General features: G+C 57.0%; 6 protein-coding genes. 4 read left to right on the plus strand and 2 right to left on the minus strand.

Translation table 11 applies throughout. The features are described 5' to 3' along the window. Positions 1-296 precede the first annotated feature (296 nt). The 3 genes from AC5S3R_RS03140 to AC5S3R_RS03150 are packed head-to-tail and all read left to right on the plus strand — an operon-like array spanning position 297 to position 6,241. Positions 297-3,656, plus strand: coding sequence for a DUF5107 domain-containing protein (locus AC5S3R_RS03140; protein WP_494265188.1), 3,360 nt, complete (start codon positions 297-299; stop codon positions 3,654-3,656). 14 nt (positions 3,657-3,670) lie between these two features. Then, positions 3,671-5,104, plus strand: a complete 1,434-nt coding sequence (locus AC5S3R_RS03145) for a sugar porter family MFS transporter (RefSeq protein ID WP_494265189.1) — start codon at positions 3,671-3,673, stop codon at positions 5,102-5,104. Positions 5,105-5,161: 57 nt separating this feature from the next. Further along, positions 5,162-6,241 (plus strand): LacI family DNA-binding transcriptional regulator, encoded by a 1,080-nt coding sequence (locus tag AC5S3R_RS03150; RefSeq protein WP_494265190.1) that lies wholly within the window; start codon positions 5,162-5,164, stop codon positions 6,239-6,241. 17 nt (positions 6,242-6,258) lie between these two features. Here AC5S3R_RS03150 and AC5S3R_RS03155 read toward each other — a convergent pair whose 3' ends face one another. Continuing rightward, complete coding sequence (locus tag AC5S3R_RS03155) at positions 6,259-8,238, minus strand: glycoside hydrolase family 97 protein (protein ID WP_494265191.1); 1,980 nt, start codon at positions 8,236-8,238, stop codon at positions 6,259-6,261. 137 nt (positions 8,239-8,375) lie between these two features. Continuing rightward, positions 8,376-11,981: a TonB-dependent receptor gene (locus AC5S3R_RS03160; RefSeq protein WP_494265192.1), complete on the minus strand. Its 3,606-nt coding sequence runs from the start codon at positions 11,979-11,981 to the stop codon at positions 8,376-8,378. Positions 11,982-12,524: 543 nt separating this feature from the next. Here AC5S3R_RS03160 and AC5S3R_RS03165 point away from each other — a divergent pair. Then, positions 12,525-16,019 carry a TonB-dependent receptor gene (locus AC5S3R_RS03165; protein WP_494265193.1) on the plus strand — a complete coding sequence of 1,165 codons (3,495 nt, stop codon included), beginning with the start codon at positions 12,525-12,527 and terminating at the stop codon, positions 16,017-16,019. Positions 16,020-16,032: the final 13 nt, after the last annotated feature.

The raw sequence follows: 16,032 nt of genomic DNA on the forward strand, positions 1-16,032 counted from the left end.
CTCCATCGAACAAGGAGATTGGTTAAGTTGGGCTGATTAACGGTAACGTTAACGTAGATGGATTATCGAAAAACATGGGCACTTTATTCCTGCGGTTAAAGTGTTGTCAAGCTTGAATAGAAATATATTAAGAATCAATCTTTGCGGGCGGTTTGGTTATGGCGCCTGCATTGATTGGCGGCAGCTTCTAAAGTTGGGATGACTGCTTTCAGAAGAAAACTTGTTGCCAATTTGGAGGCATTGACGGTAACGTTAACGAGACGAATGGCTGCGTACACGGCAGCACGAGCGACCTGATGACGAATTCGCACACTACAGAAATGCCGCTGCTGGTACTCCCTGACGCGCCTGCGGGCGAAACCGCCGCGGTGAAGGCGTGGGAAGAGCCTGTGGTGATGAAGTCCTACCTGCCTGACGAGCCGGACCGCAATCCGCTGTTCCTGGAGAAGCGTGTTTACCAGGGCAGCAATGGGAAGGTTTACCCGCTGCCGGTGATTGACCGCATTGCGACGGAGGCGTGCGAGCATGCGTGGCAGGCTGTGCATTTGGAGAATGAGTATCTGCGCGTGATGGTTCTGCCGGAGATTGGCGGGCGAATTCATGTGGGGTATGACAAGCGGAACGGGTATGACTTTTTCTACCGGCAGAATGTGATTAAGCCGGCGCTGGTGGGGCTTGCGGGGCCTTGGATTTCAGGCGGCGTGGAGTTTAACTGGCCGCAGCATCATCGCCCGGCTACGTTTATGCCGGTTGAGGTGACGATAGAGCGCGAGGACGATGGGTCGGTTACGGTTTGGTGCAGCGATCATGATCCGATTTCGCGAATGAAGGGGATGCACGGCGTATGCCTGAGGCCGGGATGCGCTTATCTTGAGCTGAAGGTTCGCCTTTCTAACCGTACGTGGGATACGCAGACGTTTTTGTGGTGGGCGAATGCGGCGACGCGTGTGCATGAACACTATCAGTCGTTCTTTCCTGGCGATGTTCGTTATGTCGCAGACCATGCGAAGCGCGCGGTTACGGAGTTTCCGTGCAGTCTTGGGGAGTATTACGGCATTCCGTATGGAGAGCGGGCGCTGCAGGGCGTTCCCGCGGAGGAGATGCCGCGGCATTTTGTGCCGGATGGCTCTTATCCTGCGAACGATTTGAGCTGGTATGCGAATATCCCCGTGCCTACGAGCTACATGATTGTGAATTCGCGCGGGGATTTTTTTGGCGGATATGACCATGCGGCGCGTGCTGGCGTGGTGCATGTGGCGGATCACCATGTTGCTCCGGGGAAGAAGCAGTGGACGTGGGGCAATCACGAGTTTGGATATGCGTGGGACCGCAGCCTTACAGATAATGATGGGCCGTACATTGAGTTGATGGCCGGTGTGTATACGGATAATCAGCCGGATTTTTCTTTTCTTGCGCCGGGAGAGACGAAGAGCTTTCGCCAGTTCTGGTATCCGATTCGTGAGATAGGCGTGCCGGATGCGGCCAATATCCATGCGGCTTTGCGCGTTGTGCGTAAAGACGGCAACGCGCATGTGCATCTGCTGGTTACTAAGGCCATTGAGGCCTCTACGCTGCGGCTTACTGCTGTGGGGCAATCGCAGGCGGTGTGGAATGGTGGATTGAAGCCGGAAGACGCTGCCGTGATTACGCTGGCGCTTCCGGATGAGGTTGCGGATTGGGCTGTTGAGCTTGAGGCGGATGGCGAGGTTTTGCTGCGCTATGCTCCTGCGGAGATTCCGCCTGCGCCGGAGCCTGTACAGGCGAGTGAGCCTGCTGCGCCGGAAGAGATTGCCAGCGTGGATGAGCTGTATCTGACGGGACTTCACCTGGAGCAGTATCGGCACGCTACGCGCTCGCCTGAACCTTATTGGCGCGAGGCTTTGCGGCGTGATGCACAGGATAGCCGCGTGAACAATGCGCTGGGGCGCGTGCATCTGCGGCGTGGTGAGTTGGAGCAGGCAGAGAGCTGCTTTCGTGCGGCGATTGCGCGCTTGACTTTGCGCAATCCGAATCCTTATGACAGCGAGGCTTATTACAACCTCGGCATGACGCTGTTGTTTGAGGACCGTGCGGACGAGGCTTACGATGCGTTCTACAAGGCAACGTGGTCGGCAGCGTGGCGCGGGCCGGGGTATCACCGGCTTGCTGAGATTGATGTGTGGCGCGGGCGTTTGGCAGCGGCGCTTGAGCATTTGTCACGCTCCCTACGGGCGGATGCTGAGAATTCCAATGCACGGAATTTGAGGGTTGTGGTTTTGCGGCAGTTGGGAAGAGCAAGCGAGGCTGATGCTGAACTGGATGCGGTGTTGCGGGTGGACCCGCTGGATATATGGGCGAGGTTTTTGAAGACTGGTGCTGCGCCTGTGGATGCGGGCAAGCGGCTGGATCTGGCTTATGATTGCATTCGCGCTGGATTGCTGAAGGATGCTGAGGTGGTTTTGCAAGCAGATGCAGGTGCGCTGGCGCTTTATACGCGGGCGCTGATTTGTGGGCTTCGCGGGGATGATGATGGTGGGCGTGCTTATGCTGCGCAGGCTGAGAAGGCCGAGCCTGCTTATGTTTTTCCGAGTCTGCTGGAAGAAATGAAGGTGTTGCAGGCGGCGATTGCTGCGAATCCTGCGGATGCTCGTGCACCTTATTACCTGGGCAATTTTCTGTATGACCGAAGGCGTCATCATGATGCGATTGCGCAGTGGGAGAAGGCGGCGCGGCTGGCTCCTGAGTTTCCTACGGTGTGGCGCAATCTTGGAATTGCTTATCTGAATGTGGAGCATGATGCGACGAAAGCTCGCGATGCGTTTCATCATGCGCGGATTGCAGACCCGGATGATGCGCGCATTTTGTATGAAGAGGACCAGCTTCGCAAGCGGCTTGGGGATGCGCCGCAAGAGCGGTTGGCTGAGCTTGAGGCGCGGTGGAATCTGGTTGCGCGACGGGATGATTTGTCGGTGGAGCTTGCTGCTTTATACAACCAGACCGGAAAGCCTGCGGATGCGCTTGCACTGCTGCTTTCGAGGCAGTTTCAGCCTTGGGAAGGCGGCGAAGGACTGGTGTCTGGAGAGTATGTTCGCGCACAGCTTCAGCTTGGGCGAGCGTTGCTGGCTGTGGGTGATGCGCGTGGGGCGATCAAGTGCTTTGAGGCGGCAGATCATCCTCCGCAGACGCTCAATGAGGCCCGGCATCTGTTGGCGAATAGCAGCAATATTGAGTTCTGGCTGGGTGAGGCATGGGCTGCGGCGGGGGAGATGGAACGTGCAAAGCTGCACTGGGAAAAGGCTGTGCGGCAGCGCGGCGATTTTCAGCAGATGCAGATTCGCGCTGTGTCTGAGATGACTTACTGGAGCGCCATGGCTATGCGGCGGCTGGGGCGCGAGGACGACGCGGTTGCGTTGTTTACGGACATTCTTGATTATGCGGCGGCGCTTGAAAACGAGGAGCCTAAGATTGATTACTTTGCAACCTCGCTGCCGACGATGCTGCTGTTTGACCAGGACCTGAAACAGCGCCAGCATATTACGGCGACATTTTTGCGTGCGCAGGCTCTGTCTGGGCTTGGCCGAGATGCAGAGGCACGCGTGGCGCTGGATGAGGTTCGCAGGCTGGATCAATCTCACACGGGGATACAGGATCTTCCCGGTGGCAATCTGACTCACTGAATGGATTATTCTCCGTGCATGTCTCTATCGCTTCCAATGAAAACAACAATCCGCTGCACTCCAATCGCGTTACGGGATATGCGTGGGGCATAGCGGTTGTTGCGGCCCTGGGTGGGCTGCTGTTTGGCTATGACTGGGTGGTCATTGGCGGGGCGCGGCAGTTCTTTGAGATTTACTTTCATCTTGAAAGCGCTGCGGCAGTGGGATGGGCGAATAGCTGCGCGCTGGTGGGATGTTTTGTTGGATCACTTGTCGCCGGAGCGTTGGGGGATAAGTGGGGGCGCAGGCCAGTGCTGCTGATTGCTGCTGTGCTGTTTGCTGTTTCGTCGGTGCTGACGGGGTGGGCTTCTTCGTTTGTGGCCTTTATTGTGTGGCGCATTGCGGGGGGCGTGGCAATTGGGCTTAGCTCCAGCGTTTCGCCGCTCTATATTGCGGAGGTTAGTCCGGCTTCACATCGTGGAAGGCTTGTGAGCCTGAACCAATTTGCAGTGGTGGTTGGCATTCTGCTTGCGCAGATTGCCAACTGGAAGATTGCTGCTCCGATGCCGGAACATGTTGCGCAGGATGCGCTGCTTGCGTCGTGGAATGTTCAGTATGGATGGCGATGGATGTTTACTGCCGTGGCTTTGCCTGCGGTTATTTTTCTTGTGGCATCGTTTGGGATTCCGGAGAGCCCGCGGTGGCTGCTTGTGCATGGACGCAGGAAGCAGGCGGAGAGTGTGCTACGCAAGATTGGCGGCAGTGCGGAGTATGCGGCTGCGGAGATGAATGCGATTACTGCGGCGCTACGCACGGAAAAGACGGAGTCAGCAGGATGGCGTAGTGCGCTTCATCCGGGCACGCGTGCGGTGTTTGTTGTCGGGATTGTGCTGGCGGTGTTGCAGCAGTGGAGCGGCATCAATGTGCTGTTCAACTATGCGGAGGAGATTTTTAGCGCGGCTGGGTTGGGCGCGAACCAGGTGCTTCTCGACATTGTGATTACCGGGGCTATCAACCTGCTGTTTACGCTGGTGGCTATGGCGTTTGTGGATCGGCTGGGACGGCGTCCGCTGATGCTGATTGGCTGCGCGGGCATTGGTGTTTCGCATCTGCTGGCTGGGTTTGCTTATCGCAGCGGGATGCATGGGATTTCTGTGCTGGTACTGACGCTTTGCGCGATTGCCTGCTATGCGATGACGCTGGCTCCGCTGACGTGGGTGCTGATTGCGGAGATTTTTCCGAACAGGCTGCGGTCGGTGGGGGTATCTGCCGCGGTGTCGGCGCTGTGGGTCTCCTCTTTTGCGCTGACTTATTCGTTTCCGTTTCTTGTTCACTCCATTGGCAGCGCGGGGAGCTTTTTTGTCTATGGCTCAATCTGCCTTGCGGGCGTAGGGTTTGTGCTGCTGTGCGTGCCGGAGACGAAGGGGCGGACGCTTGAAGAGATTGAAGAGCGGGCAACGGGCGCGTGAGAGCCGGCGTGAAGTCATTGCGGCTGGATGTGCGAAACTGTTGAGCGAAGCCTAAGAATGGGAACGACAAACAAAAGCGGCAAGGCTGTAGGCATTCGCGAGATTGCGAATGCGCTGGGAACGTCTATCGGAACGGTGGACCGGGCGCTGCATGGACGCAGCGGCGTAAGCGACCAGACAAAGACGCGCGTGTTGCGCATGGCGGAGCAGCTTGGCTATAAGCCGAACATTGCGGCGCGGTCGCTGAAGCTGAATCGCAATCTGCGGGTCGCTGCTGTTCTTCCTCGTGAGATTGCCGCGTTCTTTGATCCGCTACGGGGCGGTATTCGCGCTGCTGCGGATGAGGCGCTGGGGATGCGGCTTACGCTGGATTTTATTGACTATCCGCGACTGGGGTCGGGTGACCTGGCTGCGCTGGAGAGCGCTGCTGCCAAGAAATATGACGGGATACTTTTTACGCCGGGACGTCCGCGTGAGCTGGCCAGCGTGATTCGCCGGATTGTTGGGCAGGGTATTCCCATGCTTTGCGTTGCGAGTGATGCGCCGGATAGCGGGCGTGTTTCTTCCGTGACTGTGGATGCTTACATCAGCGGAGCGCTGGCGGCTGAGTTGCTTTCGCACAAGCTGCAGGCGCCGTCGCGTGTTGCTACGATTACCGGTGAATTGGCTACTTATGACCATGCGGAGAAGCTTCGCGGGTTTGCTGCTACGCTGGCGATGCTTGCTCCTCATTTGACGCTTCTGCCGGTTGTGGAGTCGCATGAGAGCCCGGAAGATGCTTATCGACAGACGATTGCGCTGCTGAAGGGGAAGGCGCGGCCGGATGCGCTTTACATCAGCACGGCGAACAGCCTGCCTGTGTTGCGTGCGCTGGAAGAGTTGAAGCTGCTGGGGCGCGTGCAGGTTATTACTACCGACTTGTTTCCTGAGTTGGTGCCGCTGCTGGAGTCCGGGAAGGTGCTGGCTACGCTGTATCAGCGCCCGGAGGCGCAGGGCAAGACGGCTTTTGAAACGCTTATTGGCCACCTGATGGACAAGGATAAGCCGGTTAAGACGCATCGCTTTGCTCCGCATATTATTTTGCGCAGCAATCTTTCGCTCTTCGCGAGCCGCCTTGCTAATTTGCAACAAGCCTGACAGGTTACGACTGACTGCTACTGCACTGGTATGAAGCGGATTGCGCAGCCTCCGCCACTGGCCAGTGAGACTGTGAGTGTGTCGCTGCTTCGCAGATTCTGCTGGCGGATGGAGACGTGCTTTGGATTTTTGGTTGCGTCGGGAGCGTCTTCGTAAATCTCGGCTTTGTATGTTCCCTTGCCCAGAAAGCTGAGAGGGATGTGCAGCTCACGCGGCGACCAGTTGGTGATGCTGCCTAGATACCACTCCTTGCCGTGGCTGCGTGCGATGGTTACGAATTCGCCGGGCTCGCCGTTGAGCACATGGGTTGCGTCCCATGATGTTGGAACATCCTTGATGAACTGAAAGGCGGGTTGGTTCGCATAGGCGTAGGGTGCGTCGGAGACCATGGCTAGCGGCTGCTCGAAAACGACGTAGAGAGCTAGCTGTTGCGCGCGGGTGCCCATGACCATGGGGCTCTTGTCTTGCGCGACGAACTCCTCCTGCGTGGCGTTGTTGAATCCGCCGGGGGTGTAGTCCATGGGGCCGCTCAACATGCGCGTGAAGGGAAATGTTGTGCGGTTCACCGGAGTGTCGCGACGGCCTTCTTTGTTGTTCTCAAGGCCCAGCACTGACTCATAGTTGAGGACGTTAGGGTAGGTTCTCTGGATTCCCCAGGGCTGCGTGGCTCCGTGAAAGTCCACCATGAGGTGATGTTCTGCGGCGAGCTTGGCTACGTTGTAATACCACTCGATTCCCTGCTGGTCGTTGCGCAGGATGAAATCGATTTTGACGCCAGCTACGCCCCACTTCTCATAGAGAGGGAACGCGTCTTGCATTTGCGCGGCTACTGCTTTGGAGTAGAGCCATATCCAGACTTTTACGTTCTTCTTGGCGGCGTATTGCACCAGCGCGGGCACGTCTACGTTGCCGCGCAGCTTTGTGATGTCGCTGCCGGACCAGCCTGCGTCGAGCATCATGTAGGGGAAGCCGGACTCGGCGGCGAAATCTACGTAATACTCCATGTTTTTGGTTGTGTAGGCGGATTGGCCATCGGGGCCTAAGTCGCCGTTCCACCAGTTCCATGAGGCCTTGCCGGGATGAATCCAGCTTGTGTCTGTTATGCGATTGGCGGGGTTGAGGTCGGTAATCAGGTTGGATTCGATGAGTTGGCCTGCGGAGTCTCCGAGCAGGATTACGCGCCATGCGGTGTTGTGAGGCAGGCTTGCATCGACTGCAGGGCCTTTTCCATCGACGGGTGGAGAGATTTTGCTGATGAGGTGGTGACCACCCCAGTTGCCGGTGGGGTTCTCAAGATACATTGCGGCGTTGCCTTCGAGGTCGGCTTCTCCTACAGCGGCCCATGTTACGCCGGGCATGTGCAACAGCATGGGCGCTCCGTTGAGGATGTAGCTGGAGACACCGCCTTGATTGCTTAATGCGCTTAGGACTTGAGGGACGTATTCGCTTTCATACGCGCTTTGGTAATTCGGGAGGCGTAGGGCCCAGGCATCGGCGTCCATTACGGGGCGGAACTCGGTGTCTTCCTGCGTGAGCTGATAGCGCGTGAGCGAAGGCTGCTCAGGGATGTGATAGCGGAATGCGACGCCGGTGTTGTAGACGCGTGCTTCGATGTCGAATTGGCGAGACGGGCTTGCGCTTTCTGCGGCGTGGATTGTGAGGCTGTTGTAGGCGTCATGCACGGCGGAGGTTTTGCTTGCGAGCAGTGTGTAGTCGTCTGCTCCGGAGCCTGCGAAGGCGGATGCAATGTGGACCGCCGCACCTAGTGGAGACTGGTTTGCCAGTTCGAGGCGCAGGACGGAGTTCTCGAAGGTTGGCTTGCCATGGAAGGTAATGGAGTACACGAGTTGACCATCTTGACCAGCCGTTTGGCCTTTGCCGGGCTGTATGGAGAAGTGCACGGTGATTTGATGGTCGGGTGAGCTTACGTCGTTTGGGGTTAGCTGTGCATGGACGGGCAGCGCGGCGCTAACTCCAACGATCAAAGCAAGGCTCAAGGCGGAAAACTTCCATTGCTGCATGTCACCCTCCGGGGCGAATCATAAACATTGGATACGAGATTCAATGCAAATCAGAATGATAGAGAAGCGGCTTCCCGTAGTGAGAAGCCGCTTCTCTATGGAGACTCGAACGACTAGAACACGTACTTCAATGCGAGCTGGAAGAAGCGCGCGTCGGGCGTGTTGTTCTGGAAGAACTTTGGCCCGGAGATAAGGCCGCCGTTCGCGTTCATGCCACCATTTGGAGTGCCAAGTGTCGGGTGGTTCAGCACGTTGAAGGCATCGGCGCGGAACTGCAGGTTCTGCTCGCGCCATACCGGGAAGCTTTTGAACATGGACATGTTGACCTGATAGTAGCCGGGGCCGTAGATGTTGTTTTGCACCGTGCCTAGCAGGGCGATTGCTGTTGCCTTGTCCGTGACGGGAGCCTGGAAGGTGACGGGGACACCGTCAGGGTTGATGGAGCCTACGGGATGCGTTGCGTCCGAAATCATTTCGCCGGGCAAGGGATTGCGGAAGGCGCATGGGTTGAAGTAGTTCTGCTTGGTTTTGACCTGCGTGGGGCAAGAGGTGAGGCTTGGGTTGGTTGGGTCTGGCGAGCCTCCGGCAACGAATGGGCTGCGCACGGGATATGCGCGCGCTCCGCCGCCTGATGCTGTGCTGATGTTGGGGCTGACGGAAAACGGCGAGCCGGTTTGCGCGGCGTAAGTGAGGCTTGATGACCAGCCGCCAACGATTTCATCGAGCCAGCGGGATGAGTTGCTGAGGAATGTGCGGCCACGTCCGAATGGAAGCTCGTAGTTGCCGTTGATGGTGAAGCGGTGGCGGATATCGAAGACGGAGTTGGTTAGCTCATCGATGTACGGAATGATGGCGGGCTGGCGGTTGCCAATTGCCGAGAAGAGGCCGCCGGCGTCGCTTGCGTCATCGAGTGCGTGGGACCACGTGTAGGTTGCGAGGAACGATAGTCCGTGCGAGTAGCGCTTTTCCAACTTGGTTTGGAATGAGTTGTAGGTGCTGACACCGGCGAAGTGTATCTGACCGATTCCGCCGAGGTCTGGGAAGGGATTAAACGGGTTGGTGTTGGTGCCGGGACGCCACAGGCCGGGCGCGGTGTTGGGCGCGCCGTAGAGCTCCAGATGGCGGGAGAGGTTGCCAACATACGTCATGGTAAGGGACATGTTGTTTGAGACTTGCTGCTCTACTCCGAGGCTGAACGTCATGGTGTACGTCGGCTTGATTTGCGGGTCGATGGAGTGAAAGCCGGGTTGCGAGATGAAGGTTTGCAACTGGCCTCCGTCAGAGGCTGGGAGCAAGCCTGCCTGTATCGTGACGCCTTGTGAGGCCAGCGATGGGCAGTTGCCCTGCACGCAGGTGGGCGCGAAGAAGTTCGCTGTGTTGGACCATGGGAAGTTTGCGCCGAGGTTGCCGTTGCCTTCCGACTGCAGGCCGCCGTAGAAGATTCCGAAGCCGGTGCGCACTACGGTTTTATTCGAGGGTGAGTAGGCGAGGCCGATACGCGGTGCAAAATTTGTTTTCTGCACGGTGGCCAGGCGGTCATTGTCTACAAACTGCACCTTGACGTTGTCTTTGGAGAGCGCGTCGAGGAAGGGTGCGCCGAGAACGATGTTGCGCTGGCTGGCTGGGAGTTGCACGACGCCTGCGCCTGTGCCAAAGCCCAATGGGCCGGTCACGACAAAGTTCATTTGCTGGCCGCTGTTCTCTTTGTAGGGCTGGAAGTAGTCGTACCGCACGCCTAGATTGAGCGTGAGGTTCCTTGTGATTCGCCAATCGTCTTGTACATAACCGGCGTCATACCACTGCGCGTCGTTGACGTTGGGGGAGACGGAAAGTTGCGCGTAATTTTCCTGGTCAACCAACATGTCCGCTACTGCGTTGCCGGTGTTGGCTACGCCGACTAGGCCAGTGTATTGGCCGTCCCAGTGATATTGGCCAAGGTCAGATGGGGCGTAGATGTAGTAGAAGCGAATGGCCTGGAAGGATGCGCCAAATTTTACCGAGTGGTTGCCCCATATTTTGGTTACGTTGTCGATGATCTGATACACGTTTTGCGATTCGCGGCTGATGCCTTGCGAGCCCCACTCCTGAATGGTTCCGTTGACATAGCCCAATGGGAGACCATACTGGCCCGGCTTCAGGTTGGAGGGTTGCGGGCCGAGGCCTAGAGACGAGTTGAGCGAAGGATTGAAGGCGTTGGGCTGCTGGAAGTTGAACACGCCCCAGTTGTAGCCGAAGCGCAGCTCGTTGGTGAACGTTGGCGTGAAGATGTGCGTTTCACTGCCCATGAAGTTCATGGCGAGGTTGGTGTCGTACTCGCCGCCGTAGTTGCTGCCGTCAAGAATTGGTCCCAGCGGCAGGCCGTTGGTCTTGATTTCATGCAGGTAGCTGTAACGGGCGTAGCTCTGGTCTTTTGAGCTGACGTTCCAGTCGAGGCGCTGGTCCCACTGGACAACGTTGTCAGTGTTGCCGAGATTGACCAGATAGTTGTTGAACAGCTTGCCGTTATTGGCGTTGGGCGAGGGGTAGAGCTTTAATATGCCCTGCGCGACGGTGTTGATTTGATTGGGGCAGAATACGTTCTGCCTGCCGTTGCATACGAGCGGCTGGTTGGGATCGGCGGTGTTGGGCTGATAGAGCAAGGTTGGCGCGCCTACGCCTGTCAGGTCTCCATTGAGCAGCTCAGAGAAATCTCCTTCCCGCTCAAGCGCGGACGGGACATTGATGGGCGTGGGGTTGCTGATGGAGATGCGGTTGACTTCCATGTCACCGAAGTAGAAGAGCTTCTTCTTCCAGATGGGAAAGCCCAGCGTCGCGCCGAACTGGTTCTGGTGATAGGGAGGGACAGTCGCGTCGGGACCGGCGTTCCAGTTGATGGCATCGAGCCTGGTGTTGCGCAGATATTCCCAGACATCGCCATGTATCTGGTTGGTTCCGGATTTGATATTGGCTTGTAAAACCGCGCCTGCGGAGTGGCCGAATTCCGCGCTGAAGTTGCTGGTTTGCAGGCTGAACTCCGAGAGAGCGTCTGGCGGGGGACGCATGATGTAGCTTGAACCGTTGAGAAAATCGACGAGGTTGGTGTTGTTGTCTACGCCGTCGAGGATGAAGTTATTCTGCTCGGCGCGCTGGCCGTTGGCGACGAAGTCTCCTGAACCTGAACCGCGGGTGTTGCCTAGCGGCGGCGCAACGCCATTGGTCAGTTGCGCGATGTAGACCCAGTTGCGGCCATTGAGAGGGGTATCGTTGATTGCCTTGGTGCTGATTACCTGCCCTACTGCCGCATCCTGCGTTTGGAGGACGGGCTCTTCCGTGGTTACCTGAACTGTTTGTGAAACTGAGCCCGCCGACAGCGTGAAATTCACGTTCAGGCGCTGCTGAATGTCCAGGTGCAGGTTTTCATGCGTCACCGTTTGAAAACCTGGCGAGGACGCCGTGACGGCGTAGTTGCCGATTTTGAGCGGCGAAAAGACAAAGACGCCGCTGGTGTTCGACTTGGTTTGAAGAACCAGGCCGGTATCAACATTGGTGGCGGTGACCTGGGCGTTCTGGATCAGTGCTCCGGACGAATCCTGCACAATGCCGGTAATGGCGCCCTGATCTGTCTGGGCAGTGCTGGATTTTGTCGCGGCAAGCAGGATGAACAGCAGCGCTGTTGCTCCAAGAACGCGAGTGAAATATGTGCGTATGGAATTAGCCGGCCTCAAAAATTGTTTCGCCATCGCTCTTTCTCTCCTAGTGGCGGTGTGTCTGCGTTCGCCCCGTTTTATGGTTCCGAATCGTGTACGTTAACGATACGGAGGTAATAAAGGGTGTGTACGTTAACGGAAAGACGTTAATCTCATGAGTTAAGAATTGTCAAGGAACATTTTTCAAAGGTAACTATGGTGGCCTTTGCGCTCGTAGCTTGTCTCTGAATCCACCCATTTCCTCCGCTGGGAGGTGGACAGGGCGGGTGAGAGTTTTTTCTTCTTCTGGCGCGAATAATGTGTACGTTACCGCATACGTGATCACAACCTAGAGAACGGCAGAAGACAGCATCGCAACCGTGCCTGAGATTTTTCATACACGCGGAAAAAACCGCACTTAGATTGCAGGCAACGATGCGCCTGGAGCACACGAATACATGCGGACAATAGAGTGACATTGCGATAACAACTTCAAGGAGAGCGCTGCTCATACTCAGCATCAAGATGGCGATGCCAGCGATTGTAGACGCGAGTATGAGAAGAATTTTGTGGCGAAGTGTTGTCGTGATGATAGGAATGCCGGCGATACTGCTGAGTTATGCGCTGGGGCAGACGCCGGGCACGGGCGCGATTGCCGGGTCTGTTGATGATCCGTCGGGTCGCGCTGTGAGCGGTGCCAAGGTGGCTGCGGTCAACGTGGCTACACATCTGTCACGGTTTGTGGTGACGACCGAAGCGGGTTTTTATCAAGTACCAGTGCTGCCGCCGGGAACGTATGTGGTGACCGTCGATGCGACGGGATTTGCGCAGAGCGTTTCTGATGAGGTTCCGGTAACGGCAAGCGAAACGGCAGCGCTGAATATTACGCTCGCGGTTGCTGCGGTGGGGCAGAGCGTGCAGGTGAAGGCAGCGGCTGCGAATGCTGACCTGGAAAGCTCCACGATTGGCGGGCTTGTGGACGAGGCCGCTGTACGGTCACTGCCGCTTTCCAACCGAAACTATACGCAGATTCTTGGGCTTTCACCAGGCGTGGTTGTGGACTTGCCGGATGCGACGACGCTGGGGAGCGGGACGCAGAATGTGGCGTCGGATGGCGGGTCTCCGCTGGCGAACAATATTCAGTTCAATGGAATTGATGCGAACAACCTCGCGGAGAATTCTGCCGCAAACTCTCAGACCGATGCGGGTACGGCGATTCCTGCTCCGGATACGATCCAGGAGTTTCGCGTGCAGACGGCGAATTATGACGCGGCGTATGGAAGAGGCTCTGGCGCGAATGTGGACCTGGTGAGCAAGAGCGGTGGAAATCAATTCCACGGCAGCGCCTGGGAATTTTTGCGCAATACGGACCTCAACGCGAATTTGTTTTTTGTGAAGAGAGCCCAGCAGCCGCGTGCGGTGCTGAATCACAACCAGTTTGGCGGCTCACTTGGCGGGCCTATTGTTCATAATCGCGCGTTTTTCTTTGGCGCTTACCAAGGGTTGCTGGAAGTGAATGGGCTGGGCGATGCTACGACGGCGATTCTTCCGCTGCTGACGAACGACCGTTCCGCGGCTACGCTGGGAGCGCAGTTTTGCCCGGATGGGCATTTGAATGCACAGGGCAAGCCTGCGAGCGGGTACTTGTCTGGAGCGGGCGGCGTGCAGATTGCGTGCAATGGGTCGAATATCAACCCAATTGCGCTGAAGATTCTGAATGCGAAGTTTGCGAATGGGCAGTTTGTGGTGCCGAGTCCGCAAACACCGTTGCCGGTGAGCGGGCCGGATGCCTCTGACCAGCAGCCGGTGGGGCAATCGACGTTCACGATTCCGGCGCATTATCGCGAGGACCAGTTCACGGCGGATTTGGATGAGTTGATTCATCCGCGCAATACGCTTTCAGAACGGTTTTTCTATTCGCATGCGCCGACGACGAAGGCCTTCTCTCCGAATGCGGCGAATGTGCCGGGATGGGGCACGAATCTGCTGAACGAGAACGTGATGTTTGTGCTGGCGGATACGCATGTGGTGAATGCGAGACTGGTGAACGTGGCGCGCTTTGGATACATGCGCTTCTATGGGAACTCTACGGTGGAGAATCCGCTGACGGCGGCGGATGTGGGGATGGGCGCGCCGACGGGTGCGACGGGCGCGAGTTTGAACATGCCAGGTGTGCAGGTGGGCGGGTTCATTCTTGGCGATGCGGGCACGCCTTCAATGTGGCAGGTGACGAATTCGTTTATCTGGCAGGACACAGTTGCGTGGACGCATGGGCGGCACAACCTGCGCTTTGGTGGCGAGGCTAAGAGGCACCAGGTGGGGCAGGATTTTCCGGAAGAGACGGATGGGCTTTTAGAGATTTCCACCTTTGCGGATTTTTTGATTGGCGAGAGCGCGGGAAATGGGCCGGGACAGAATGGCAGTCCGCAGGGGCTGAGCAATGTGACGACCAGCCTGGCTGGTGGGGGGATCTATCGGCGTAACGAGCGGTTTACGGATGTGGCGGGCTTTGCGCAGGATGATGTGAAGCTGACGCATCGGCTGACGTTGAACCTTGGATTGCGTTACGAGATATTTGGCGCGCCTTCTGAAACGAAGGGGCTGCTTGCGAACTTCAATCCGAATCTTGCTACGACTGGGCCTGTGCCGGATGCGGGAACATTTTCTGGCTTTACGCTGCCAGCGAACTATAAGGGCAGCTTTCCGCAAGGGGTTGCGCGTACGCCTTATGCGTCGCTTTACAGGACGCCGCATGGGGATGTTTCTCCGCGAATTGGTTTTGTATGGCAGGCTTCGGATTCGCCGGTGGTGGCGGTGCGCGGTGGTTATGGCATTTACTATGACCGGCATTCGGCAACGATTGCTGAGCAGATTGTGAATGACCCTCCGTTCACTATGTTGCAGATTGTGAGCGGTGCACCGAACGGCAATGCGACGCTGGCGAGTCCGTTTGTTCCGCAGGTGGAAGCGAGCGAGAACTTTCCGGTGTTTGCTCCGCGGACGAGTACGTCTACGCCGTTTATTGAGGCTACGAATCCAGACCTGCTGGATAGCCGTACGCATGAGTACAACCTGAATGTGGAAACGGAGCTTCGGCATGGGTTTCTGCTGACGGTTGGGTATGTGGGTACGCGGTCGCAGCATCGGTCGGGGCAGTGGGAGTTTGACCAGGCATACCTTGCTAGTCCGCAGAATCCGGTGAATGGTGAGATTGCGAATTCGATTGAGAACGTAAATGCACGCATGCCGATCCAGGGGGTTAGCCAGGGTTCGCTATATACGGATTCCAATTTTATTGCGAACTACAACGCGCTGCAGGCTCAGTTGACGCGGAGATTGGCACACAACTTGCAGATGCAGGCGAGCTATACGTGGTCAAAGAACCTGGATGAAGTGAACGGCGAGGTTGGCACGGATTTGTTTGAGTTGCAGTTGCCTACGAATAACCAGCGTGATTTGCGGCATTCGTCGTATGGTCCGGCGGGGTCGGACCGCACGCATCGGTTTGTGGCGAGCTTTATGTGGCAGACTCCGAAGCTGCGCGTGAACTCGGCTGCTGCGCGGTGGGTGGCGAATGACTGGGAGCTTTCGGGGATTGCGGTGATTCAGACAGGGATTCCGCAGAGTGTCTTCGACACCAATGCAGGGTCTGTTTATGGACTGATTCCGGGCGAGGTTCGTGCGGAGACGGCGGGAGGTAATCCGTATACGCATGGGTCGTTGTTTTCGCGTGTGGCGAATGGCTATCTGGATTCGGCTGCATTTACGCGCGCGCCGGAGGCTCCGTTTGGAACAAGCCTTGCCGATCAGGATTTTGGCAACAGCGGCGTAGGAATGTTACGCGGGCCGGGGCAGCACAATTTCGACATGGCGATTGAGAAGGCGTTTCCGATTAAGGAAGGGCTGAGCTTTCACTTTCGCACGGAGTTCTTCAACCTGACGAATACGCCGCAGTTTGGCAATCCCAATACTTCTCTTGGTTATACCGACCCGACGCTTGAGCATCCTTCGGCAAGCTCCACATTTGGGCTGATTACGGGAACGGTTGCGAATCCAAGGATTATTCAGTTTGCAGGACGGATTCTTTTCTGAGCATGGAGGAGAG

The sequence above is a fragment of the Occallatibacter sp. FHG110214_02 genome (assembly GCF_059115385.1).

Bases quoted from the DNA above. Each gene is read 5' to 3' on its own strand.
- AC5S3R_RS03140 (WP_494265188.1), top strand. From the start codon at position 297: ATGACGAATTCGCACACTACAGAAATGCCGCTGCTGGTACTCCCTGAC.
- AC5S3R_RS03150 (WP_494265190.1), top strand. From the start codon at position 5,162: ATGGGAACGACAAACAAAAGCGGCAAGGCTGTAGGCATTCGCGAGATT.
- AC5S3R_RS03160 (WP_494265192.1), bottom strand. From the start codon at position 11,981: ATGGCGAAACAATTTTTGAGGCCGGCTAATTCCATACGCACATATTTC.
- AC5S3R_RS03165 (WP_494265193.1), top strand. From the start codon at position 12,525: ATGCCGGCGATACTGCTGAGTTATGCGCTGGGGCAGACGCCGGGCACG.